The following is a 21630-nucleotide window of genomic DNA, read 5'->3' as shown; positions in this document are numbered from 1 at the left end:
GGCCGGAATCCAGGGATATTTTTTGGACAGCAGGGCCTCGAAAACGGCGAAAGCCCCGGCCGGGAGGGCCGGGGCAAGACGATCTGTCGCCGTGGGTCGTCAGACGTTCACGCCGTGCGTGCGGAGGTAGGCGACCGGGTCGATGTCCGAGCCGTACTCCGCGGTGGTGCGGGCCTCGAAGTGCAGATGCGCACCGGTGACGTTGCCGGTGGCACCGGACAGGGCGATCCGCTGGCCCGGGGTGACCTGCTGGCCCACCGACACCTCGATGGAGGACAGGTGACCGTACTGGGTGTACGTCCCGTCGTTCATCTTGATGACGATCTGGTTGCCGTACGACCCGCCCCAGCCGGCCTCGACGACGGTGCCCAGGCCGACCGCGTGCACGGTGGTGCCGCTGGCCGCGTGGAAGTCGATGCCGGTGTGGCTGCCGGAGGACCACAGGGAGCTGCTGGCCTGGTAGCTGGTCGACACGTAGGAGCCGGTGATCGGCGAGACGAAGGTGTTGAGGCGCTTGCGCTCGGCCTCGCGGGCGGCACGCACGCGTGCCTCGCGCTCCTCCACGGCCTTCTTGGCGGCGGCCTGCCGGGCGGCCTCCTCGAAGGCCGCGTGCTTCTGCACGGCGACCTGGTCGTCGATCTGCTCGACGACGGACTCGCCGGCGGTGACCACGGGGATCAGCCCGGTCTGCTCGGGGGTGGGCTCGGCGGCGAAGGCCGGGGTGGAGGCGACGGTGGCCATGACACCGGTGGTGGTGAGCGCCGCGATGCCCGCCGCGCGGACGCTGCTGCGCTGCATCCGGCTGGGCCGACGGTGCTTCCCGGTGGCGCAGGTGAACGCCATGAAGTTGGGGGTGTCCTTTCCTTCCCTCTCGCCTACCGGGTTAGCTGACGGGTTCGGAGCAGGAAGGTCTCCTACGGACCCCCTCGCGTTCACGCGCGGGCGTCCGATTCACCCCAGGGACTTCACAGGTGGGTCCCCGGCTCCCCTGGCTCGCGCCGTACGGGGACTCGGCGATGACTGTCCGGTGCCGCGGCTGCGGCGCACTGCCTGACGAACAGCCCGCATGACGCTAAGCGGCGCGGGTTTCAATCCTCAAACGGATCCCGGTTTTTGTAGCGCATCCCACAGGGCAGACAGGCAACCTCCGCATCAATTCGGACATACGGAGGCCCTGGTGACGCTTTCGTCGACCAGGGCCCCCACACGCGCGTGCCGTTGCCGGGATCTACTCCGCGGACACGACCTTCACCTCGCCGATGCCGAGGGCCTCGACCGGCTCCTTGATCTGGGCCGCGTCACCGACGAGGACGGTCACCAGACGGTCCACCGGGAAGGCGTTCACGGCCGCCGCGGTGGCCTCCACCGTGCCGGTCGCGGCGAGCTGCTGGTACAGCGTGGCCTGGAAGTCGTCGGGCAGGTGCTGCTCGACCTGGTCCGCCAGCGTGCCGGCGACGGCCGCGGCGGTCTCGAACTTCAGCGGCGCCACACCGACCAGGTTCTGCACGGCGACGTCACGCTCGGCGTCGGTCAGCCCCTCGGCGGCGAGGGTGCGCAGCACCTTCCACAGGTCGTCCAGAGCGGGGCCGGTGTTCGGGGTGTCGACGGAGCCGCTGATGGCGAGCATCGCGGCGCCCGAGCCGTCCGGGGCGGACCGCAGGACCTGCCCGAACGCGCGGACACCGTAGGTGTAGCCCTTCTCCTCGCGCAGGACACGGTCCAGCCGGGAGGTGAGGGTGCCACCGAGGCAGTAGGTGCCGAGCACCTGCGCGGGCCACACGCGGTCGTGCCGGTCGGCGCCGATCCGGCCGATCAGCAACTGCGTCTGGACGGCGCCCGGACGGTCCACGATGACGACCCGGCCGGCGTCGTCGGCGGTCACCGGCGGCACGGGCCGCGGCTGGGCCGAGGAGCCCGTCCAGGCGCCCAGGGTGTCGCCGAGGAGCGCCGCCAGGTCGACACCGGTCAGGTCGCCGACGACCACGGCGGTGGCCGTGGCGGGACGGACGTGCCTCTCGTAGAAGGCGCGTACGGCGGCGGAATCGATCTTCTCGACCGTCTCCGCGGTGCCCTGGCGCGGCCGCGACATCCGCGCGGTGGCCGGGAACAGCTCCTTGGAGAGCTCCTTGGCGGCGCGCCGGGAGGGGTTGGCCAGCTCGTGCGGGATCTCGTCCAGGCGGTTGCGGACGAGGCGCTCGACCTCGCTGTCGGCGAACGCGGGGGCCCTGAGGGCGTCGGCGAGCAGACCCAGGCCCTTGGACAGGCGCGAGGCCGGCACCTCGAGGCTCAGCCGGACGCCGGGGTGATCCGCGTGCGCGTCCAGGGTGGCGCCGCAGCGCTCCAGTTCGGCGGCGAAATCCTCGGCGGAGTGCTTGTCGGTGCCCTCGGAGAAGGCCCGCGCCATGATCGTGGCGACGCCGTCGAGGCCGGCCGGTTCGGCGTCCAGGGGCGCGTCGAGGAGGATCTCGACGGCGACGACCTGCTGGCCGGGACGGTGGCAGTGCAGCACGGTCAGGCCGTTGGCCAGCGCGGTGCGCTCGGGCGCCGGGAACGCCCACGGCTTGGCCTCGCCCGCCCGGGGCTGGGGGTGGAAGTCCATCGTGGCGAGCTCGGTCACCGGGCCGCCTCCTCGTTCTCGTCCTGGTCGGCGGGGGCTTCGGCGGCGGTCGGCTCGTAGACGAGCACCGCGCGGTTGTCGGGGCGCAGGCGGGCCTTGGCGATCTCCTGCACCTCCTCGGGCGTCACTTCCAGCACGCGCTGGACGGCGTTGAGGGCGAGCTGCGGGTCGCCGAACAGGACGGCGAACCGGCACAGTTCGTCGGCGCGGCCGGCGACCGTGCCGAGCCGGTCGAGCCACTCGCGCTCCAACTGCGCCTGGGCGCGCTCCATTTCCTCGGCCGTGGGGCCCTCCTCGGCGAACCGGGCGAGCTCCTCGTCGATGGCGGCCTCGATGACGGGCACCTCGACGTCGCCGGACGTCTTCACGTCCAGCCAGCCCAGGGAGGGCGCTCCGGCGAGCCGCAGCAGGCCGAAACCGGCCGCGACGGCCGTACGGTCGCGGCGCACCAGCCGGTTGTAGAGGCGGGAGGACTCGCCGCCGCCCAGGACGGTGAGCGCCAGGTCGACGGCGTCGCACGCACGCGTGCCGTCCTCGGGCAGCCGGTAGGCGGCCATCAGCGCCCGGGCCGGCACCTCCTCCTCGACGATCTCGCGCAGCTGCTCGCCGATGACGTCGGGCAGCCCGCCGTCACGGGGCGCGGGCTTGCCGTCGTGGCCGGGGATGGAGCCGAAGTACTTCTCGACCCAGGCGAGGGTCTGCTCCGGGTCGATGTCACCGACCACGGAAAGGACCGCGTTGTTGGGCGCGTAGTACGTGCGGAAGAACGCGCGCGCGTCCTCCAGGGTCGCCGCGTCCAGGTCGGCCATCGAGCCGATCGGCGTGTGGTGGTACGGGTGGCCGTCCGGGTAGGCGAGAGCGGTCAGCTTCTCGAAGGCCGTGCCGTAGGGGACGTTGTCGTAGCGCTGACGGCGCTCGTTCTTGACGACGTCGCGCTGGTTCTCCATCGACTCGTCGTCCAGCGCGGTGAGCAGCGAGCCCATGCGGTCCGCCTCCAGCCAGAGGGCGAGCTCCAGCTGGTGGGTGGGCATGGTCTCGAAGTAGTTCGTGCGCTCGAAACTGGTGGTGCCGTTGAGCGAGCCGCCGGCCCCCTGGACCAGCTCGAAGTGTCCGTTGCCCTTGACCTGGCCGGAACCTTGGAACATCAGGTGCTCGAAAAGGTGAGCAAGACCCGTACGCCCCTTGACTTCGTGGCGTGAACCGACGTCGTACCAGAGGCACACCGCCGCGACGGGGGTCAGGTGGTCCTCCGAGAGCACCACGCGCAGGCCGTTGGCCAGACGGTGCTCGGTCGCTGTCAGGCCCCCGGAGCCTGCCTGGGCTGTGGCCGTGTGACCCATGGGCATGTACGTCCCTTCCGATCGCGGACGCGGTCGTCGAAACCGCGGTTTTCCTGCCGGTCCTGCCACTGTATGCAAGCGTGCGGACGGTCCGCGAAGTTCCCGGACGACATACGCCGAGAGCGAGATCGCGTAGCCTGCGGGCAGCCGTGGAGGAGATGCCTCTGCGTTCGGGCCGGACGGCCGACGCCGGGTCCTCGCCCGCGCTGTCAGTGCCACGGTCCACAATGGTCCGCGTCAGATCCCGTATCACGCCCCAGCAAGGAGCCGGCAGCGATGGCCCGCCGCAGCACGAAGACCCCGCCGCCCGACGAGTCGTTCGAGGAGCGGATCCTCGACATCGACGTCGTCGACGAGATGCAGGGCTCCTTCCTCGAGTACGCGTACTCGGTCATCTACTCCCGCGCCCTGCCGGACGCCCGTGACGGCCTCAAGCCGGTGCACCGCCGCATCGTCTACCAGATGAACGAGATGGGCCTGCGCCCGGAGCGCGGCTATGTGAAGTGCGCCCGGGTCGTCGGCGAGGTCATGGGCAAGCTGCACCCGCACGGCGACGCGTCGATCTACGACGCCCTGGTGCGGATGGCGCAGCCCTTCTCCATGCGCGTGCCGCTGATCGACGGCCACGGCAACTTCGGCTCGCTGGGCAACGACGACCCGCCGGCCGCCATGCGGTACACCGAGTGCCGACAGGCCCAGGCGACGAGCCTGATGACGGAGTCGATCGACGAGGACACGGTCGACTTCTCGCCCAACTACGACGGCCAGGAGCAGGAGCCGGTGGCCCTGCCCGCCGCCTTCCCGAACCTGCTGGTCAACGGCGCGTCCGGGATCGCGGTCGGCATGGCCACCAACATGCCGCCGCACAACCTGGGCGAGGTCATCGCGGCCGCCCGCCACCTGATCCGCTATCCCGGCGCGGATCTGGACGCCCTGATGAAGTACGTTCCGGGCCCCGACCTGCCCACCGGCGGCCGGATCGTCGGTCTCTCCGGCATCCGGGACGCCTACGAGAACGGCCGCGGCACGTTCAAGATCCGTGCCACGGTGTCGGTGGAGACCGTCACGGCCCGCCGCAAGGGCCTGGTCATCACCGAACTGCCCTTCACCGTCGGGCCCGAGAAGGTCATCGCCAAGATCAAGGACCTGGTCGGCTCGAAGAAGATCCAGGGCATCGCCGACGTCAAGGACCTCACCGACCGCGCGCACGGTCTGCGCCTGGTCATCGAGATCAAGAACGGCTTCGTGCCGGAGGCCGTCCTGGAGCAGCTGTACAAGCTGACCCCGATGGAGGAGTCCTTCGGCATCAACAACGTGGCGCTGGTCGACGGCCAGCCGCTCACGCTGGGCCTCAAGGAGCTCCTGGAGGTCTACCTCGACCACCGCTTCACCGTGGTGCGCCGCCGCAGCGAGTTCCGCCGCAGCAAGCGCCGCGACCGGCTGCACCTGGTGGAGGGCCTGCTGACAGCGCTCGTCGACATCGACGAGGTCATCCGGCTGATCCGCTCCAGCGACAACAGCGCGGAGGCGAAGCTGCGCCTGATGGAGCGCTTCTCGCTGTCGGAGATCCAGACCCAGTACATCCTGGACACCCCGCTGCGCCGGCTCACCAAGTACGACCGCATCGAGCTGGAGGCGGAGAAGGAGAAGCTCAACGAGGAGATCGCCGAGCTGACCCGGATCCTGGACTCGGACGCGGAACTGCGCAAGCTGGTCTCGGCCGAACTGGCCTCGGTGGCCAAGAAGTTCGGCACCGAGCGCCGTACGGTCCTGCTGGAGTCGTCGGGTACCACGGCCACCGCCGTGCCCCTCCAGGTCGCGGACGACCCGTGCCGTGTCCTGCTGTCCTCCACGGGCCTGCTGGCCCGCACGGCGAACGGCGAGCCCTTCACGGCGAACGCCGAGGAAGCCGAGGACGGGGGCGGCAGGCGCACCAAGCACGATGTGATCATCTCGGCGGTGCCGGCCACCGCGCGCGGGGAGATCGGCGCCGTCACCTCCTCGGGCCGCCTGCTGCGGATCAACGTCGTCGACCTGCCGCAGCTCCCGGACACGGCCTCGGCGCCGAACCTCTCGGGCGGCGCCCCGTTGGCGGAGTTCGTCTCCCTGGAGGGCGACGAGACGCTGATCTGTCTGACCACGCTCGACGAGTCGTCCCCGGGCCTGGCCATCGGCACGGAACAGGGTGTCGTCAAGCGGGTCGTGCCCGACTACCCGACCAACAAGGACGAGCTGGAGGTCATCACCCTGCGGGACGGCGACCGGATCGTCGGTGCCGTCGAACTGCGCACCGGCGAGGAGGATCTGGTCTTCATCGCCGACGACGCCCAGCTGCTGCGCTACCAGGCCTCGCAGGTGCGTCCGCAGGGCCGTGCGGCGGGCGGTATGGCGGGCATCAAGCTCACCGAGGGCGCGAAGGTCATCTCGTTCACGGCCGTGGACCCCGCGGTGGACGCGGTGGTCTTCACGATCGCGGGCTCGCGCGGAACCCTGGACGACTCCGTCCAGACGACCGCCAAGCTCACCCCGTTCGACCAGTACCCGCGCAAGGGCCGTGCCACGGGCGGTGTGCGCTGCCAGCGGTTCCTGAAGGGCGAGGACTGCCTGTCGCTGGCCTGGGCGGGTCCCGTCCCCGCCAAGGCGGCGCAGAAGACCGGCCTGCCGGCCGAGCTGCCGGAGATGGACCCGCGCCGCGACGGCTCGGGCGTGTCGCTGACGAAGACGGTCTCGGTGGTGGCCGGGCCGCTCTAGGGCGTGTCTGACCATGCGCGTCGGATCGGCGCGCGGCGTCCGGTGCGGTGCATCGCAACGCGGAGGATCGCCCGCGTACCGGATGTACCCGGGTGATCCGACAACGCGGCGAGGTGCCGTGCCGGGCGTCGCGCGCCCGGCGGGAATGCTCAGACGCGCCCTAGGCCTCGGCCTCGGCCTCCTGGAAAGTCTCGTCGTCGGGGTCCCGTACATAGCGCAGGACGCCCCACATGCCGTGCTCGTCGGCGTGTGGGGCGTCGTCCTTGCAGGCCTCGAGCTCTTTGCCGAGGGCGGCGGCGTCGATGCCGGAGCCGATGAGGACGAGCTGGGTCAGGCGGGCGTCGGCGGCTTGCCAGGGCTCCGGGTAGAAGCGGAGGAAGCGCCCGACGGCGTGCACGGCGTACCGGTTGGCCGGGTCGTGCGGACCGAAGTCGACATACCCCTTGATGCGGTACAGCCCCTCGGGCCTGCTGTCGAGGAACTCCATCAACCGGCGGGGCCCGAGGGGTACTTCGGAGGTGTAGGAGAGGCTGTCGTAGGAGCTGTGGAGGTGGTCGGCATGATCGTCCCCGGAGTGGTCGTGCAGGTCGTCGAAGGAGAGCTGCCCGACACGCTCCTCGCCGGGCCGGCAGTCGAAGAGGAACTCGGGGTCGACACGGCCGTAGGTGGCGGGGACGACGGCGGCCCGGTCGGCGAGGGAGCGGACGAGCCCGAGGACCCGGTCGGCGTCGGGCGCGCGGTCGAGTTTGTTCACCACGACGAGGTCGGCGAGGGCGAGATGCCGGTCGATGCCGGGATGCTTCGTCCGGGTCTCGTCGAACTCGGCGGCGTCGACGACCTCGACGAGCCCGCCGTAGACGATGCCGGGATGCTCACTGGCCAGCACCATCCGCACGAGTTCCTGAGGCTCGGCGAGACCGCTGGCCTCGATGACGATGACATCGATGCCGGCGGCCGGCCCGGCGAGCCGTTCGAGGTACACGTCGAGTTCACTGGCGTCGACGGCGCAGCACAGACAGCCGTTGCCGAGGGAGACGGTGGAGTCGCCGAGCGCACCGGCCACGGCCATGGCGTCGATCTCGATGGCGCCGAAGTCGTTCACGATCGCCCCGATGCGGCTGCCGCCGCTGCGGTGCAGGAGATGGTTGAGCAGGGTCGTCTTGCCGGAACCGAGGAATCCGGCGAGTACGACGACCGGGATCTGCTGCGGACTGCGGCTCTGCGACACGTGCGACCTTTCCGAAACCTACGCGTGCACCGGCGCGCGGCCCGGGCGCGCGTACGAGGATTGAATGCCGCCCCAGGATACGAGCCGTGGGAATCACCGCGAAGTGAACGATTGTTCGCAGCATCCGCGGGGCAGACCCTGGGCAAGGCGCCCTGGCGTGCGACCCTCGCTTCCCTCCGTGCGCCTCCCCTCCGCCTCCCCCGCCGATCAGAGCCGCTCGGCACTCTGGGAGACGGCAAGCGCCGCCCACCGCTCGCCGGTCCCCGTCACGTCCACCCGCACCCCGACGACCGGCGCACGGCCGCTCGATCGGGGGTTTTTGACATGGCCACACAGAGGTTTGGGGTCCGCGGACTCGGTGCAGTCGCCGCGGCGGCGGCCGGCATGGCCGCGGGTGCCCTCGTCACCATGGCGGCACAACGCCATGCGCTGGAGACACTGCGGGTACGGCTGGAACACCTGGAACGGACCGCCCACTCCCAGCAGCACACCAATCTGGCCAACCAGCAGCGCCTGCACTGGGAATTGCTGAGCAAAGCCATAGACGACCCCGAACTGGCGGAAGTGCTGGACCTCTTCGAGGCGCCCGTTTCCACCAAGCAGCGGCGCCAGTACCTCTACGCCAACGCTCTCTACACGAACGCGCTGTTTTATTACCGGATAGGCAACATCTCCCGCGAGGAGTTCTTCGGGTACATTCGAGGCATTCTCCAGAACCCTGTGGTACGGGAGTACTGGTACGCGACAAGACACCAGCGGGCGACCATTGCCGACGGTTCGGACGAAGCGGAACTCGGCCGTATGGTGGACGAACTCCTGACGCAACTCGAGGAGTCGGACGCCGACGAATGGTGGGTGGTGGGCGAGCCGCCGAGCCCGTGAACTTCCACCGGTCATCGGCGCACTCAGGCAGCCGAGGGCTCACGCTCCGGGGCTCGCACCCCCTCCTGCGGAATCACACCCTCGGCCCATTACGAAAAGGTCAAGTCGAGAGTTAGGTGGGGCGTCAGGGAGTTGACTCGCGCTTGATCGCGTAGAGGACCCCACCAGATCGTCGCCTACGCCGCCGGATGACGAGCGACCCCACAGGGCCCGTCTTGCACCGCGCAGTCGTCGTGCGCAAACCAACGGACCCAAGGAAGCAACAGTGAGTCAGATCATCCGTCGGATCGGTGCATCTCCGCGCGCTCGCGGAAGCGTGAGCGGAGCAAATTGCCCCGATATTTTCGAACTTGCCGATGGTAATTTCGCCGTTATCGGCACGGATGCCACGGATTCACTGGACCCGGATCTCCCGTCCGATGCCTCACGCGGTGACCACGAGAGAATCGTCGTCATCACCCGCGAGACGCTGATTCGCGCGAAGGTCGATATTCCGGACCTTTAGGCTCTTTCGAGAGGACGGCCCGGCCCACCCGCCCGCGGTGCCGGGCCTTCCTCGCGTACGGGTGTTGTCGGGGCGCGTTCAGGGCACCGCGGGCACCTCGACCGGCGCCCCCGGCCCCACATACCGCGCGACCGGACGGATGATCTTCGAGTCCTCCGCCTGCTCCAGGATGTTGGCGCTCCAGCCCACCACCCGCGCCGCCGCGAACGTCGGGGTGAACATCTCGCGGGGCAGTCCGCAGAGCTCCATGACCAGGCCTGCGTAGAACTCCACGTTCGTGTGCAGCTCCCGGCCGGGCTTCAGCTCGGCGAGGATCGCCTCGACGTGTCGCTCCACCTCGACGGCGAACTCGACGCGCGGGCCTCCGAATCGCCGGGCGATCTCGCGGAGCATGCGCGAACGCGGGTCCTCCGTGCGGTAGACGGCGTGGCCGAAGCCCATGACGCGCTCACCGGCGAGGACCCGCTCACGGATCCAGGGATCGATGCGATCCGGAGAGCCGATCGCGTCCAGGGTGTCCAGGGCCCGGCTGGGCGCGCCGCCGTGCAGCGGCCCCGACAGCGCGCCCACCGCCCCCACGAGGCACGCGGCCACATCCGCCCCGGTCGAGGCGATGACCCTGGCCGTGAAGGTTGATGCGTTGAAGCCGTGATCAATGGTGGAGATCAGGTATTGCTCGATCGCCCGCGCCCGCTCCGGATCGGGCTCGACTCCGGTCAACATGTAGAGGTAGTTCGCCGCGTACGGCAGGTCCTCGCGCGGCTCGACGGGGGCGAGGCCGCGTCCCAGCCGGTACAGCGCGGTGAGCAGCGTGGGCACGGCCGCGGCCGCGACGACCGTGTCCTCCCGGCGTCGGACCGCGTCGACGTCGTAGACCGGCCGGAAACCCTTCGCCGCGCCCAGCAACGACAAGGCCGTCCGCATCCCGGCCAGCGGATTCGCGTCCGCACCGGCCGCTGCCGCCAGGGCGGGCAACGCGGCGGCCACCCCCTCGGGGAGGCCGCGCAGTGCCGCGGTCTCGGCGGCGAAGGCGGCGCTCCGCCGCCCGTCCGGCAGTTCGCCGTGGACCAGGAGGTGCCAGACGTCCTCGAAGCGGCGGGTGCGCGCGAGGTCCACGGCCGAGTACTGGCGGTAGTGGTAGAAGCCCTCACGTCCTCGGACGTCGCCGACCTCCGTGTCGGCGACGACGACACCCGCGAGTCCTCGCGGCACGTCCATGGATGAGGCTGCTGACAGGTTGACGGACATGTTTCCTCCCTGAACTTGATTCGACTGTCTATGCTTGACTCGATCTCTGTCAATATTGATTGAATCAATGCATACGTCTTGTGGATACGGTGACCCCCATGCGCGATCACGAACCCGGACCCGGCCACCCCGAACGACGGCTGAGCACCAAGGAGGCCGCAGAGCTGCTCGGCGTGAAACCCGAGACCGTGTACGCGTACGTCAGTCGTGGCCAGCTGAGCAGCCGGCGCACGCCCGGGGGCCGGGGCAGCACCTTCGACGCCAAGGAGGTCGAGGCGCTCGCGCGGCGCAACAAGCGGGAGAGCAGCGGGAGTCCGGGCTCCGGGGCGGAACTGTCCGTTCGCACGCGCGTCACCCTCATCGACCAGGACCGCTACTACTTCCGGGGCGTCGACGCGGTCGAACTGGCCTCCCGGCACTCCTACGAAGAGGTCGCGGAGTGGTTGTGGACCGGTCGGTTGCGGCCCGGCGTCACCTTCACCGCGCCCGTGGCATCCGTCGAGGCCGCCCGACGCGTCGTCGAGGCGCTGCCCGAACACACCGGGCCCACCGACCGGTTGCGGGTCGCCGCCGTCGCCGCCGCGGCCGCGGACCCGCTGCGGTTCGACCTGTCCGAGGACGCCGTGCTCGGCACCGCCCGCATCCTGATCCCCACCCTCGTCGCCGCCCTGCCCCCGAAGGTGCCCACGCACCGTGACGAAGGCCCGCTCGCCCTGCGCCTGTGGGGCCGACTCAGCGGACGGCCCGCCGAGAAGGCGCAGCTGCACGTCCTCGACACGGCGCTCGGCCTGCTCGTCGACCACGACCTGGCCGCCTCGACGCTCGCGGTGCGCGTCGCCGCCTCGGCCCGTGCGCACGCCTACGCGGCCGTCTCCGCCGGGCTCGGAGTGCTCGAGGGGCCGCTGCACGGCGCGGCCGGGGGCCTGGCCCACCGCATGCTGCTCGAAGTGCTCGACGTCGGCAGTGCCGCCCCGGTGATCGCCGAGGAGCTGCGCGCGGGCCGCCGCATTCCGGGTCTCGGCCACCGGCTCTACCTCGGCGAGGACCCACGCGCGCGTGCCCTGTTCGCCCTCCTGGAGGAGATTCCCGCCGCCGGACCGGCCTTGGCCGCGGCCCGGGACATCGTGGCCACGACCGCGCGCCACGCACCCCTGCACGCCAACGTGGACCTGGCGCTCGCCGTCCTCACCGCGTCCTGCGGAATGGAGTCCTCGGCCAGCGAGACGATCTTCGCCGTCGCCCGGACGGCGGGCTGGGTCGCCCACGCCCTGGAAGAGTACGGCGAACGCCCCCTGCGGATGCGCCCGAGCGGGCACTACGTGGGGCCGAAGCCGCCCCAGCCGCTGCCGAAGTAGGCAGACCGCGGCAGCCGTCGCGAGCGGGCCCGCGTCACCGTTCGGGACGCCACCCCCGCTCGGGCGCCACCCCACCCCGGGCGCCACCGGGCGGCCGGCACGGCTGCGACCAGGGACGACGCCCGGGCAGGCCCGGCTGCCCCGTCCCTCGCCGCCACGCGCACGCGTACCCGCACCGCCGAGCACATGCCCCGGCCGGAGGTCGCACTCCGGCAAGTCAGGTTAGGCTCACCTCTGTGAGTACGTGCGCGACCGTCTCGCGGGATCTCGACGAGCCCATTTCCGGAACCGCGGCCACGGCAACGACCTGGCTCCTCCTGGAACAGCCCGGCCCCTGGGGTGCCGAAGCGCTGGTGTCGAGCCACCTGGACCCGGCCCTGGGCCGCGCTCTGGATGCCGCCGCGCGGGACACGGGCGTACGCGTCGCGCTCATCCGCCGCCCCGGGCGCCACGCGGACTTCGGCGCACCGCCCCTGCGGCAGGTGTACGCAGCCCACACCGTCCCCGGCAGCGTGTGGCTGCGCAGCGCCACCACCCACGACCCCCGGCAGCTGCTGGACCTCGACTTCACCGCGCTCGGCAGGGGCGACCACCGCACCTTCGACACCGCGCTGCGGGGCGGTCCCCACACGGGCGACCCGCTCGCCCTCGTCTGCACCAACGGCAAGCGCGACCGCTGCTGCGCGCTCCTCGGCCGTCCGCTGGCCGCCGAACTCGCCGCCTCGGGGGTGCGGGGCGCCTGGGAGGTCACCCATCTGGGGGGTCATCGCTTCTCCCCCACCCTGCTCGTCCTGCCGTACGGGTACGCGTACGGCCGCGCCGAGGCCCATGCCGTCAAGGAGGTCCTGCACGGCGTCCAGGACGGGCGGATCGTCGTGGAGGGGTGCCGCGGGTGTTCGGCCTGGGAGCGGCCCGGCCAGGCGGCGGAACTGGCGGTGCGCTCGGCGACCGGCGAGGACGCGGCGGAGGCGCTGAGCGTCGTCCGGACCACGGGCGGCGCACCGCGCTGGGAGGTGACCGTCGCGCACCGGGACGGACGCCACTGGCAGGTCGTCGTCGACCAGGGCGCTTCACTGCCGCCCCGGCCGGAGAGCTGCGGCACCTCGGTCCTCGGTTCACCTGCGCGGATGGATGTGGTGGCGGTTCGCGAGCTGGCCGGAACGGCCCTGGTGGGCTGACACACCTCCGGAACACCGCGTGGCCGCACCCCGCGCGGGCACGGAGGAATCGTTTCCTCTTGAGTCGGTCAAGAGATCCACACCACCCAGCCCTACGGCTGCGCCGGTCCACCCACGTACCGTCTTGGGTATGAGCCCCACTCCCCCCGCCCGCCGCCTGCGCCTCGGAATGCCGCGGCGCATGTTCTCGCAGGTCCTGCTCATGCAGCTGACGATCGCCGCGGGAGTCGTGGTGCTCGCGACCGGGCTGTTCCTCGCTCCGCTCAGCGATCAGTTGGACGACCAGGCGATGCGCCGTGCCCTCGCCATCGCGCAGACCACCGCGGCTGTGCCGCAGATCGCCGAGGACCTCCGGAGCACGCGGCCGTCGGTCGACGGACCGGTGCAGCGTGAGGCCGAGCGGATCCGCAAGGCCAGCGGCGCCGAGTACGTCGTGGTGATGGACCTGAACGGCACCCGCTGGTCGCACGCCGACCCCGAGCAGGTCGGTGGTCATGTGTCGACGGACCCGAGCCAGGCCCTGGCGGGCAAGGACGTCATGGAGATCGACAGCGGCACCCTGGGCCGCTCGGCCCGCGGCAAGGTGCCCCTGCGCGACGGCGAGGACAGGATCATCGGCGCGGTCTCGGTCGGTATCGAGTACGACAGCGTGCGCGCCCGCCTGATCCACGCGATCCCCGGGCTGTTCGCCTACGCGGGCGGGGCCCTCGCCGTGGGCGCGCTGGCCGCCTGGCTGATCTCCCGGCGGGTCCAGCGACAGACCCGCGACCTGGCCTTCTCGGACATCTCGGCACTGCTCGCCGAGCGTGAGGCGATGCTGCACGGCATCCGGGAAGGTGTCGTCGCCCTGGACCGCGCCGGCCGCGTCCGGCTGCTCAACGACGAGGCCCAGCGCCTCCTCGGCATCGGGGAGGAGGTGGTGGGCGCTTCGCCCGACGAGGCGCTCGGCGACGGACGTACGGCCGATGTCCTGGCGGGCCGGGTGACCGGTACGGACCTGATCGCCGTCCGCGGGCAGCGCGTCCTGGTCGTCAACCGCATGCCCACCGACGACGGCGGCGCCGTGGCCACCCTGCGCGATCGCACCGAGCTGGAGCAGCTCGGGCGCGAACTCGACTCGACGCACGGCCTCATCGACGCGCTGCGCGCCCAGGACCACGAGCACGCCAACCGCATGCACACGCTGCTGGGGCTGCTCGAACTGGAGATGTACGACGACGCGGTGGACTTCGTCGGGGAGGTGGTCGGCGACCATCGGGCGACCGCGGAGCAGGTGACCGAGAAGATCGAGGACCCGTTGCTCGCCGCCCTGCTGGTCGGCAAGGCGACCGTCGCGGCCGAGCGAGGTGTCGCCCTGTGGGTCTCCGACCGCACCCGGCTGCCCGACCGTCTGATCGACCCGCGCGGGCTGGTCACGGTCGTGGGCAACCTCGTGGACAACGCGCTCGACGCCGTCGCGGGCAAGCCGCACGCGCGCGTGGAGGTCGAACTGCGCGCGGAGGGACGTACCGCGGTCCTGCGGGTGCGCGACACCGGCCCCGGCATCCCGGCCGAGCAGCGCGAGTTGATCTTCACCGAGGGCTGGTCCACGAAGAAGCCCCCGGCGCACGGCAAGCGTGGGATCGGGCTCTCCCTGGTGCGCAGGCTCGCCGAGCGGCAGGGCGGCCACGCCGCGGTGGACGAGGCGGACGGTGGGGGCGCCGAGTTCACCGTCGTCCTGCCCGAGGCGCTCACCGAGCCCGACCTGGAACCCGCGCTGGCGGCACCGGCGAAGAGCACTGTCGAGGAGGAGTCGCGATGATCGAGGTCCTGGTCGTGGACGACGACACCCGGGTCGCCCAGGTCAACTCCGCCTACGTCGAGAAGGTGCCGGGCTTCCACGTCGCCGGTGAGGCCCACAGCGCGGCCGACGCGCTGCGTCAGCTCGAGCTGCTGCCCCGCCTGGACCTCGTCCTGCTGGACCACTACCTGCCCGACGAGACGGGGCTCGAGGTCGTCCAGGAGATGCGTCGGCGCGGCCACCAGACCGACGTGATCATGGTGACCGCCGCGCGGGACGTCACGACGGTGCAGGCGGCGATGCGCCAGGGTGCCCTTCAGTACCTGGTGAAGCCGTTCGCCTTCGCGGGTCTGCGCGCCAAGCTGGAGGCGTACGCCGAGCTTCGCCGGACGCTCGACGGGGGCGGGGAGGCCGAACAGGCCGATGTCGACCGCATCTTCGGCGCGCTGTCCGCCTCCTCGGAGCCCGGTCTGCCCAAGGGCCACTCCCCCACCACCGCCGAACTCGTACGCCAGTCCCTGATGAACGCCGAAGGGCCCCTGTCGGCCCAGGAGATCGCCGACCGGACCGGGGTGAGCCGCCAGACCGCCCAGCGCTACCTGAAGCTCCTGGAGCGCACGGGGCGGGCCCGGCTGACCCTGAAGTACGGCGACGCGGGCCGCCCGGAACACCGCTACGTGTGGGCGACCCGCGCCTGAAGGGCACGGTCCTCGGGGGCGGGGGAAGGAACCGTGCCCCTCCTGGGATACGGATCCCGGCCCGCCGCCTGCTCGACCGTCAGCCCACCGCCTTCTCGACGAACTCGGTCGTGTAGGTCTTGCTCAGGTCCACGTCGGCGTTCTGGATGTTGGGGTTGAAGGCCTTGAGGACCTTCTCGACGGTCTCAGGACCGTTCTTGGGCATCACGCCGTCCTTGGTGAACATCGGCAGCGTGTTCTTGATGGCCACCGAGTACAGCAGCTTGTTCCCCTGGGAGTAGTCCGTCGGCATCTTCTCGGCGATCTCGGCCGCGCTGTGGGTGGACATCCACTTGAGCGTCTTGACGAATGCATTGGCCAACTTCTGGACGGTGTCCTTGTGACTGTTGACCCAGTCCGTCTGCATGTACAGGCTTGACGAGGGATACGGTCCGCCGAGCGCGTCCTCGGAGCCCTGCGGGGTGCGCATGTCGAGCAGGACCTTGCCGGCCTTCTTGTCCAGGATGGTCGCCACGGTCGGGTCGGTCGTCATACCGCCGTCGATGGCGCCCTGCTGGAGCGCGGCGATGAAGGTCGGCCCCGCGCCCACCGCGACCGGGGTGAACTCACTGACCTTCACGCCGTTCTTGACCGCGAGGTACTTGGTGAGGAAGTCGGTCGAGGAGCCGAGGCCGGTGACGCCGAGTTTCTTGCCCTTGAAGTCCTCGGGCGAGGTGATGTCACCCTCTGCCTCGGTGGAAACGATCTCCACCTCACCGGGCGCGTGCGAGAACTGCACGACGGACTCCACCTCCTTGCCCTTCACCTGGAGGTCGAGGGTGTGGTCGTAGAAGCCGACGGCTCCCTGCACCTGGCCGGAGACGAGCGCCGTCTCGGCCTGGACACCGGCCGGCTCGCTCAGCATCTCGACCTCCAGTCCCTCGGCGTCGAAGTAGCCCAGGCGCTGGGTGAGCATGGCGGGCAGGTAGATGACCTTGTCCAGGCCACCGACCATGATCTTGACCTTGGTGCCCTTTCCGTCTCCCTTGCCACCGGAGCCCGTGGACGCGGTGCTCGCCGCGTCGTCGGCGCAGGCGGTGAGCGAGGAGAGGGCGAGCAGACCGGCGGCGGCCAGGGCCGTGTATCTGGCGGTTGTGCGCATGGCGGGTTCACGTCCTTGTGAGAGGGCGATGCGGGGGGGCAGCGGTGAGGGGAGGGCGGGGAACCGTCCGAGGAAGGCCCCGAGGACTCCTTCGGGAACGGCTCCTCGATGGATCGTCGAACGAAGGGTCAGCTGTCCGAGCCCGACGGCTTCCATCGGAAGATGCGGCGCTCGGCGAAGGTCAGCAGCCCCTCCGCGACGAGTGCGACGACGGCGAGGATGACCATCGCGGCGTAGACACCAGCCGCGTTGAACGTGCCCTGCGACTGCGCGACGAGCAGTCCGATCCCCTTGGTCGCGCCGATGTACTCACCGACGATGGCGCCGATCAGGGCGAAGCCGAAGCTCACGTGCAGGCTGGTGAAGATCCAGGAGGTGGCGGACGGCACGACCACCTGGAGCGTCACCCTGCGGTCGCTCGCGCCGAGGATGCGCGCGTTGGCGACGAGGTTGCGGTCCACCTCGCGGGCGCCCTGGAAGGCGTTGAAGAAGACCGGGAAGAACACCAGGACGACGGCCGAGGCGACCTTGGAGGCGGGCCCGAGGCCGAACCAGATCACGAAGATCGGGGCCAGCACGATCCTGGGTATGGAGTTGAGCACCTTGATGTATGGACCAAGGATGTCGGCGAGGAAGGTGATCCGCCCCAGTGCGATACCGCACACGACACCGGCGACCACACCGATGACCCAGCCGAGCAGGGCCTCGTAGAGCGTGTACCAGATCTGCTCGCCCAGAGAACCGAGCGCGGTCCCGTGCGTCACCCAGGTCCAGATCTGGTCCCAGATCTTGGACGGCATCGAGAAGTTGAAGGGATCGATGACCTTGGCCCGGGAGAACGCCTCCCACAGGGCGAGTACGGCCACCAGGAGCAGGACACGCGACGCCGTCACCACGGCCTTGCGTCTGCGAGCGGCACGCGCGCGTGAGCGGGCCCGGTCAGGCACCTTGGCCGTGTCGACGACCGGTGTGCTGAGAACCTCAGGCGACATGGGCGGCACCTCTCTCGCGGGTGATGCGGACCTCTTCGCCGAGGGACTCCCAGATCTCGCGGTAGATCTCGATGAACCGCGGCTCCAGCCGCACCGATTCGACCTTGCGCGGCCTCGGCAGGTCGATGTCGAAGACCTGCTTCACGGTGGCGGGGCCGGCGGTCATCACGACGACCTTGTCGGCCAGCGCGATGGACTCCTCCAGGTCGTGGGTGACGAAGACGACGGACGCGCCCGTGCCCTCCCACAGCTCGAGGAGCTCGTCCGACATCAGTGCCCTGGTCTGCACGTCGAGCGCCGAGAACGGCTCGTCCATGAGGAGGATCTCGGGGTCGTTCACGAAGGTCGCGGCGAGGGCCACGCGCTTGCGCTGACCGCCGGAGAGCTGGTGCGGGTAGCGGTCCTCGAAGGCGGTGAGCCCGACCCGGGCCAGCCACTCGCGCGCTTTCCGTTTCGCCTCCGCCTTGGGCACACCGCGAAAGCGGGGCCCGGCCATGACGTTGGACAGGACCGTGCGCCAGGGAAAGGTGGCGTCCTGCTGGAAGACGAAGCCGACCTTGTCACCGACGCCACGCACGGGCCGCCCGGCGACCAACACCTCGCCCTGGGTGGGCTCTTCCAGACCGCTGACCAGGGTCAGCGTGGTCGACTTGCCGCAGCCGGTCGGGCCCACGACGGCCACGAACTCGCCACGCCCGACCGTGAGGTCGAGTTCCCGCAGGGCGGTGTGCGGAGCCCCCGACGGGGTCCTGAAGACCTTGCTCGCGCCCCGCAGCTCGATGGCGGGGCTGGTGTGTGCGCTCATGGCCGGGGACGGTAGAGGCGACCCGGGAATCGGCATCAGCCTTCTGGGCGCATGCGCTTCTTTTGCTTGCAGTAGCCTGTTGTGCTCGTTTTGCTCGCGCTAGAACAGCGAAGCCGAAACACGGGCTAAACGCCCGCCTGGCCTTGACGGAGAGAGGCCCGATGATTGACGTCCTGGTGGTGGACGACGACTTCCGTGTCGCCGAGATCAACGCCAAGTACGTGGGAAAGGTTCCCGGCTTCCGGGTGGCCGCCCGCGCGCACAGTGCCGCCCAGGCGCTGGGAACCATCGAGCGCGGAACCATCGACCTGGTGCTGCTCGACCACTACCTGCCCGACCAGACCGGCCTCCAGCTCATCCACCGCATGCGTGAGCAGGGCCATGGCACCGACGTCATCATGATCACGGCGGCCGGTGACGTCACGACGGTCCAGACCGCGATGCGCCTGGGCGCCCTGCACTACCTGGTCAAACCGTTCACCTTCGCCGCCCTGCGCACCCGCCTCGACTCGTACGCCGCCCTGCGCCGCACGGTGGACCGGGTCGGCGGGCACGGCATCGCCGGCCAGGAGCAGGTCGACCGGATCTTCGGCGCCCTGCGCACCGGACCGGCGCCGTCCTCGCCCGGCCTGCCGAGCGGCCACTCGGAACCGACCACGGACCTGATCTGCGACGTTCTGCACCGCGCGAACCACCCTCTGTCGGCCCACGAGGTCGCCGCCGAGACCGGCCTGAGCCGCTCCACCGCCCAGCGCTACCTCCGCCACCTGGAACAGGCCGGACGCCTGCACCTCTCCCTCAAGTACGGCGACACGGGCCGCCCGGAACACCGGTACGCCTGGGTGGCGCCGTAACCGCGCGCCAGGACCTCGAAGCGGTACGGCGGTGAGGCGTCGCCCGTTACGCGGCTCCCGCCCCGGTCAGTGACCGCACCTCGGTCTCCGCGTGCTTGGCGTCGTCCGCGACCTCGGCCGAGGTGATCGTGCCGAGCCAGCCCGCCAGGAAGCCCAGAGGAATCGAGACCAGGCCGGGGTTCTGCAGCGGGAAGTACTGGAAGTCCACGGTCGGGAAGAGCGATTCGGGGCTGCCGGAGACCACCGGGGACAGCACGACGAGCGCCAGGGCCGGCACCAGTCCGCCGTACACCGCCCACACGGCGCCCCGTGTGGTGAAGCCACGCCAGAACAGCGAGTACATGAGGACCGGCAGATTCGCGGACGCCGCGACGGCGAAGGCGAGCCCGACGAGGAAGGCGACGTTGAGATCGCGGGCCAGCAGGCCGAGTGCGATCGCGACCACGCCGACGCCCACGGCGGCGACCCGCGCCACCGCGACCTCGCTGCGGGGTTTGGCCTGCCGGCGGCGCAGGGAGGCGTACAGGTCGTGCGCCACCGACGCCGAGGAGGCCAGCGTGATCCCGGCGACGACCGCGAGGATCGTGGCGAAGGCGATGGCACCCACGACCGCGAACAGCACCGCTCCGCCGGTGGAGTCGGCGCCGCCGCCCAGGTCGAGTGCCAGAAGCGGAACCGCCGTGTTCCCTGACGCGTTCGAGCCGCGCACCGCCTCCGGGCCGACGATCGCCGCCGCACCGAAGCCGAGGACGATCGTCATCAGGTAGAAGCCGCCGATCAGTCCGATCGCCCAGACGACGGAGCGACGGGCGGCCTGCGCGGTCGGCACGGTGTAGAAGCGGGACAGGATGTGCGGCAGTCCCGCCGTGCCCAGCACCAGCGCGAGCCCCAGGCTCATGAAGTCGAAACGCGCGGTCCAGTCCCCGCCGTACTTCAGCCCGGGTGCCAGGAACGCGTCACCGTGCCCACTGCGCGCGGCCGCCGTGCGCAGCAACTGGTCGAAGTCACCGTGGAAGCGCACCAGGACGAGCACGGTGAGCGCGACGGTGCCGGCCAGCAGCAGAACCGCCTTGACGATCTGGATCCACGTGGTCGCCCGCATCCCTCCCAACGACACATAGATCACCATGAGCGCACCCACCCCGATGACGGCCCACGACCGGGCCGCCTCGCCGGTGTTCCCGAGAAGCAGCGCCACCAGGCTGCCGGCGCCCACCATCTGGGCCACCAGGTAGAGGACGGACACGGTGACCGAGGAGGTTCCCGCCGCGATCCGCACCGGCCGCTCGCTCATCCGCGCGGCTACCACGTCGGAGAGCGTGAACCGCCCGCAGTTGCGCACCAGTTCGGCGACGAGGAACAACACCACCAGCCAGGCCACGAGGAATCCGACCACATACAGCAGCCCGTCGTACCCGAACAGCGCGATGAGCCCGGTGACCCCCAGGAAGGAGGCGGCGGACATGTAGTCACCCGCGATGGCAAAACCATTCTCCATCGGGGAGAACAGACGCCCGCCTACGTAGAACTCCTCCTCCGAACCATGGCGGTTGCGGCTCACCCAGGTCGTGATCCCCAACGTGACCGCGACGAAGGCGCTGAACAGCAACAACGCCAGCGCCTGATGGTTGCCGGTCACGACGCACCGCCCTTTGCTCCCCGGGTCATCTCCTGTGTGTCCCAGCGCAGTTCGAGCGCGGCACGGTCCCGGCGCAGCCGCGCGTGCCGGGCGTAGGCCCAGGTGAGCAGGAACGTGCTGAGGAACTGCCCCAACCCGGCGAGCAGCGCCACGTTCACCGCGCCCGCCACCGGCCGCGCCATGAAGCCGGGCGCGGTCGTCGCGGTGACCACGTACGCCACGTACCAGACGAAGAACCCTGCGGCGGCGGGCACCACGAACCGTCGGTACCGGCTGCGCACCTCCTGGAAGGCCGCGCTGTGCTGCACCTCGAGGTAGATCTGAGCCGCCGCCGCGGTTCCGGTGTCCCGCCGACGTGCCGCGGGAACCTCGGGTCCAGGCGTGCTCATGATGGCCGACTCGCCCCAGCCCGAGGCGAGCGCGTCGTACCACGGGTCCTCGTAGCGCACATCCCCTGGCACCTCGGCGTACGCCTGGCCCTGGCCTTGATGAGGTTCGTGCGCGTGTGGTGTGGGGGCACCGCTGTCGGGACCGTCCCCGTCGGCGCGGGCACGACCGTTGCTTGACTGCATGCCCAAGGATGGACAGAACGGGAAGATCCCCGACTATTGTTCCCC

General features: G+C 70.5%; 18 protein-coding genes and 1 riboswitch. Of the genes, 8 read left to right on the top strand and 10 right to left on the bottom strand.

Annotation, left to right across the window (positions count from 1 at the left end; genetic code table 11):
• Window positions 1–99 precede the first annotated feature (99 nt).
• The 3 genes from OG736_RS32270 to OG736_RS32260 form a co-directional block, all read right to left on the bottom strand.
• A complete protein-coding gene (locus OG736_RS32270; protein WP_327185488.1) occupies window positions 100–843 on the bottom strand; it encodes a M23 family metallopeptidase in 744 nt (247 codons plus the stop codon).
• A gap of 14 nt (window positions 844–857) precedes the next feature.
• A riboswitch (cyclic di-AMP (ydaO/yuaA leader) is annotated at window positions 858–1026 on the bottom strand.
• Between the two features lie 202 nt (window positions 1027–1228).
• Window positions 1229–2617, bottom strand: a complete 1389-nt coding sequence (locus OG736_RS32265; protein ID WP_327185487.1) for a M16 family metallopeptidase — start codon at window positions 2615–2617, stop codon at window positions 1229–1231.
• Complete coding sequence (locus OG736_RS32260; RefSeq protein WP_327185486.1) at window positions 2614–3963, bottom strand: M16 family metallopeptidase; 1350 nt, start codon at window positions 3961–3963, stop codon at window positions 2614–2616. The genes OG736_RS32265 and OG736_RS32260 overlap by 4 nt, the downstream gene beginning before the upstream one ends.
• 270 nt (window positions 3964–4233) lie before the next feature.
• Between OG736_RS32260 and OG736_RS32255 the strand changes: the two genes are divergently transcribed.
• Window positions 4234–6708 carry a DNA gyrase/topoisomerase IV subunit A gene (locus OG736_RS32255; RefSeq protein WP_327185485.1) on the top strand — a complete coding sequence of 825 codons (2475 nt, stop codon included), beginning with the start codon at window positions 4234–4236 and terminating at the stop codon, window positions 6706–6708.
• Window positions 6709–6868: 160 nt separating this feature from the next.
• On the opposite strand, the gene OG736_RS32250 is transcribed toward OG736_RS32255, so the two are convergent.
• Window positions 6869–7936, bottom strand: a complete 1068-nt coding sequence (locus OG736_RS32250) for a CobW family GTP-binding protein (protein ID WP_327185484.1) — start codon at window positions 7934–7936, stop codon at window positions 6869–6871.
• Window positions 7937–8260: 324 nt separating this feature from the next.
• Between OG736_RS32250 and OG736_RS32245 the strand changes: the two genes are divergently transcribed.
• The gene (locus OG736_RS32245) at window positions 8261–8818 is read left to right on the top strand and encodes a DUF6082 family protein (protein WP_057605691.1); all 558 of its coding nucleotides are present in this window, start codon (window positions 8261–8263) and stop codon (window positions 8816–8818) included.
• A 265-nt stretch (window positions 8819–9083) separates the two neighbouring features.
• On the top strand, window positions 9084–9323 hold the full coding sequence (locus OG736_RS32240; RefSeq protein WP_327185483.1) for a hypothetical protein: 240 nt from the start codon (window positions 9084–9086) through the stop codon (window positions 9321–9323).
• 78 nt (window positions 9324–9401) lie between these two features.
• On the opposite strand, the gene OG736_RS32235 is transcribed toward OG736_RS32240, so the two are convergent.
• Window positions 9402–10571 (bottom strand): citrate synthase/methylcitrate synthase, encoded by a 1170-nt coding sequence (locus tag OG736_RS32235; RefSeq protein ID WP_327185482.1) that lies wholly within the window; start codon window positions 10569–10571, stop codon window positions 9402–9404.
• 98 nt (window positions 10572–10669) lie between these two features.
• Between OG736_RS32235 and OG736_RS32230 the strand changes: the two genes are divergently transcribed.
• The 4 genes from OG736_RS32230 to OG736_RS32215 all read left to right on the top strand — a co-directional run bounded on the left by OG736_RS32230 (window position 10670) and on the right by OG736_RS32215 (window position 15582).
• A complete protein-coding gene (locus OG736_RS32230; protein ID WP_327185481.1) occupies window positions 10670–11926 on the top strand; it encodes a citrate/2-methylcitrate synthase in 1257 nt (418 codons plus the stop codon).
• Between the two features lie 236 nt (window positions 11927–12162).
• On the top strand, window positions 12163–13104 hold the full coding sequence (locus OG736_RS32225) for a ferredoxin family protein (protein ID WP_327185480.1): 942 nt from the start codon (window positions 12163–12165) through the stop codon (window positions 13102–13104).
• A 130-nt stretch (window positions 13105–13234) separates the two neighbouring features.
• Window positions 13235–14905, top strand: a complete 1671-nt coding sequence (locus tag OG736_RS32220; RefSeq protein WP_327185479.1) for an ATP-binding protein — start codon at window positions 13235–13237, stop codon at window positions 14903–14905.
• Entirely contained in the window at window positions 14902–15582 is a 681-nt protein-coding gene (locus OG736_RS32215) for a response regulator (protein WP_327185478.1), read from the top strand. Before OG736_RS32220 ends, OG736_RS32215 begins: the two co-directional genes overlap by 4 nt.
• 79 nt (window positions 15583–15661) lie before the next feature.
• On the opposite strand, the gene OG736_RS32210 is transcribed toward OG736_RS32215, so the two are convergent.
• The 3 genes from OG736_RS32210 to OG736_RS32200 all read right to left on the bottom strand — a co-directional run bounded on the left by OG736_RS32210 (window position 15662) and on the right by OG736_RS32200 (window position 18520).
• A complete protein-coding gene (locus OG736_RS32210; protein WP_327185477.1) occupies window positions 15662–16723 on the bottom strand; it encodes an ABC transporter substrate-binding protein in 1062 nt (353 codons plus the stop codon).
• A gap of 128 nt (window positions 16724–16851) precedes the next feature.
• Complete coding sequence (locus tag OG736_RS32205) at window positions 16852–17715, bottom strand: ABC transporter permease (RefSeq protein WP_327185476.1); 864 nt, start codon at window positions 17713–17715, stop codon at window positions 16852–16854.
• Window positions 17705–18520, bottom strand: coding sequence for an ABC transporter ATP-binding protein (locus OG736_RS32200; protein ID WP_327185475.1), 816 nt, complete (start codon window positions 18518–18520; stop codon window positions 17705–17707). The genes OG736_RS32205 and OG736_RS32200 overlap by 11 nt, the downstream gene beginning before the upstream one ends.
• A gap of 161 nt (window positions 18521–18681) precedes the next feature.
• Here OG736_RS32200 and OG736_RS32195 point away from each other — a divergent pair, with 161 nt between their 5' ends.
• Window positions 18682–19374 (top strand): response regulator, encoded by a 693-nt coding sequence (locus OG736_RS32195; RefSeq protein WP_020125101.1) that lies wholly within the window; start codon window positions 18682–18684, stop codon window positions 19372–19374.
• 46 nt (window positions 19375–19420) lie between these two features.
• On the opposite strand, the gene OG736_RS32190 is transcribed toward OG736_RS32195, so the two are convergent.
• Both OG736_RS32190 and OG736_RS32185 read right to left on the bottom strand, forming a co-directional pair.
• Entirely contained in the window at window positions 19421–21013 is a 1593-nt protein-coding gene (locus tag OG736_RS32190; protein ID WP_327185474.1) for a monocarboxylic acid transporter, read from the bottom strand.
• Window positions 21010–21585, bottom strand: coding sequence for a DUF485 domain-containing protein (locus OG736_RS32185; RefSeq protein WP_327185473.1), 576 nt, complete (start codon window positions 21583–21585; stop codon window positions 21010–21012). The genes OG736_RS32190 and OG736_RS32185 overlap by 4 nt, the downstream gene beginning before the upstream one ends.
• Window positions 21586–21630 lie beyond the last annotated feature (45 nt).

It is taken from the genome of Streptomyces sp. NBC_01334, from assembly GCF_035983595.1.
Taxonomy (GTDB): domain Bacteria; phylum Actinomycetota; class Actinomycetes; order Streptomycetales; family Streptomycetaceae; genus Streptomyces; species Streptomyces coriariae.
The sequence above is the reverse complement of the archived record's forward strand: the minus strand, read 5'-3'. Positions and strand labels throughout refer to the sequence as shown.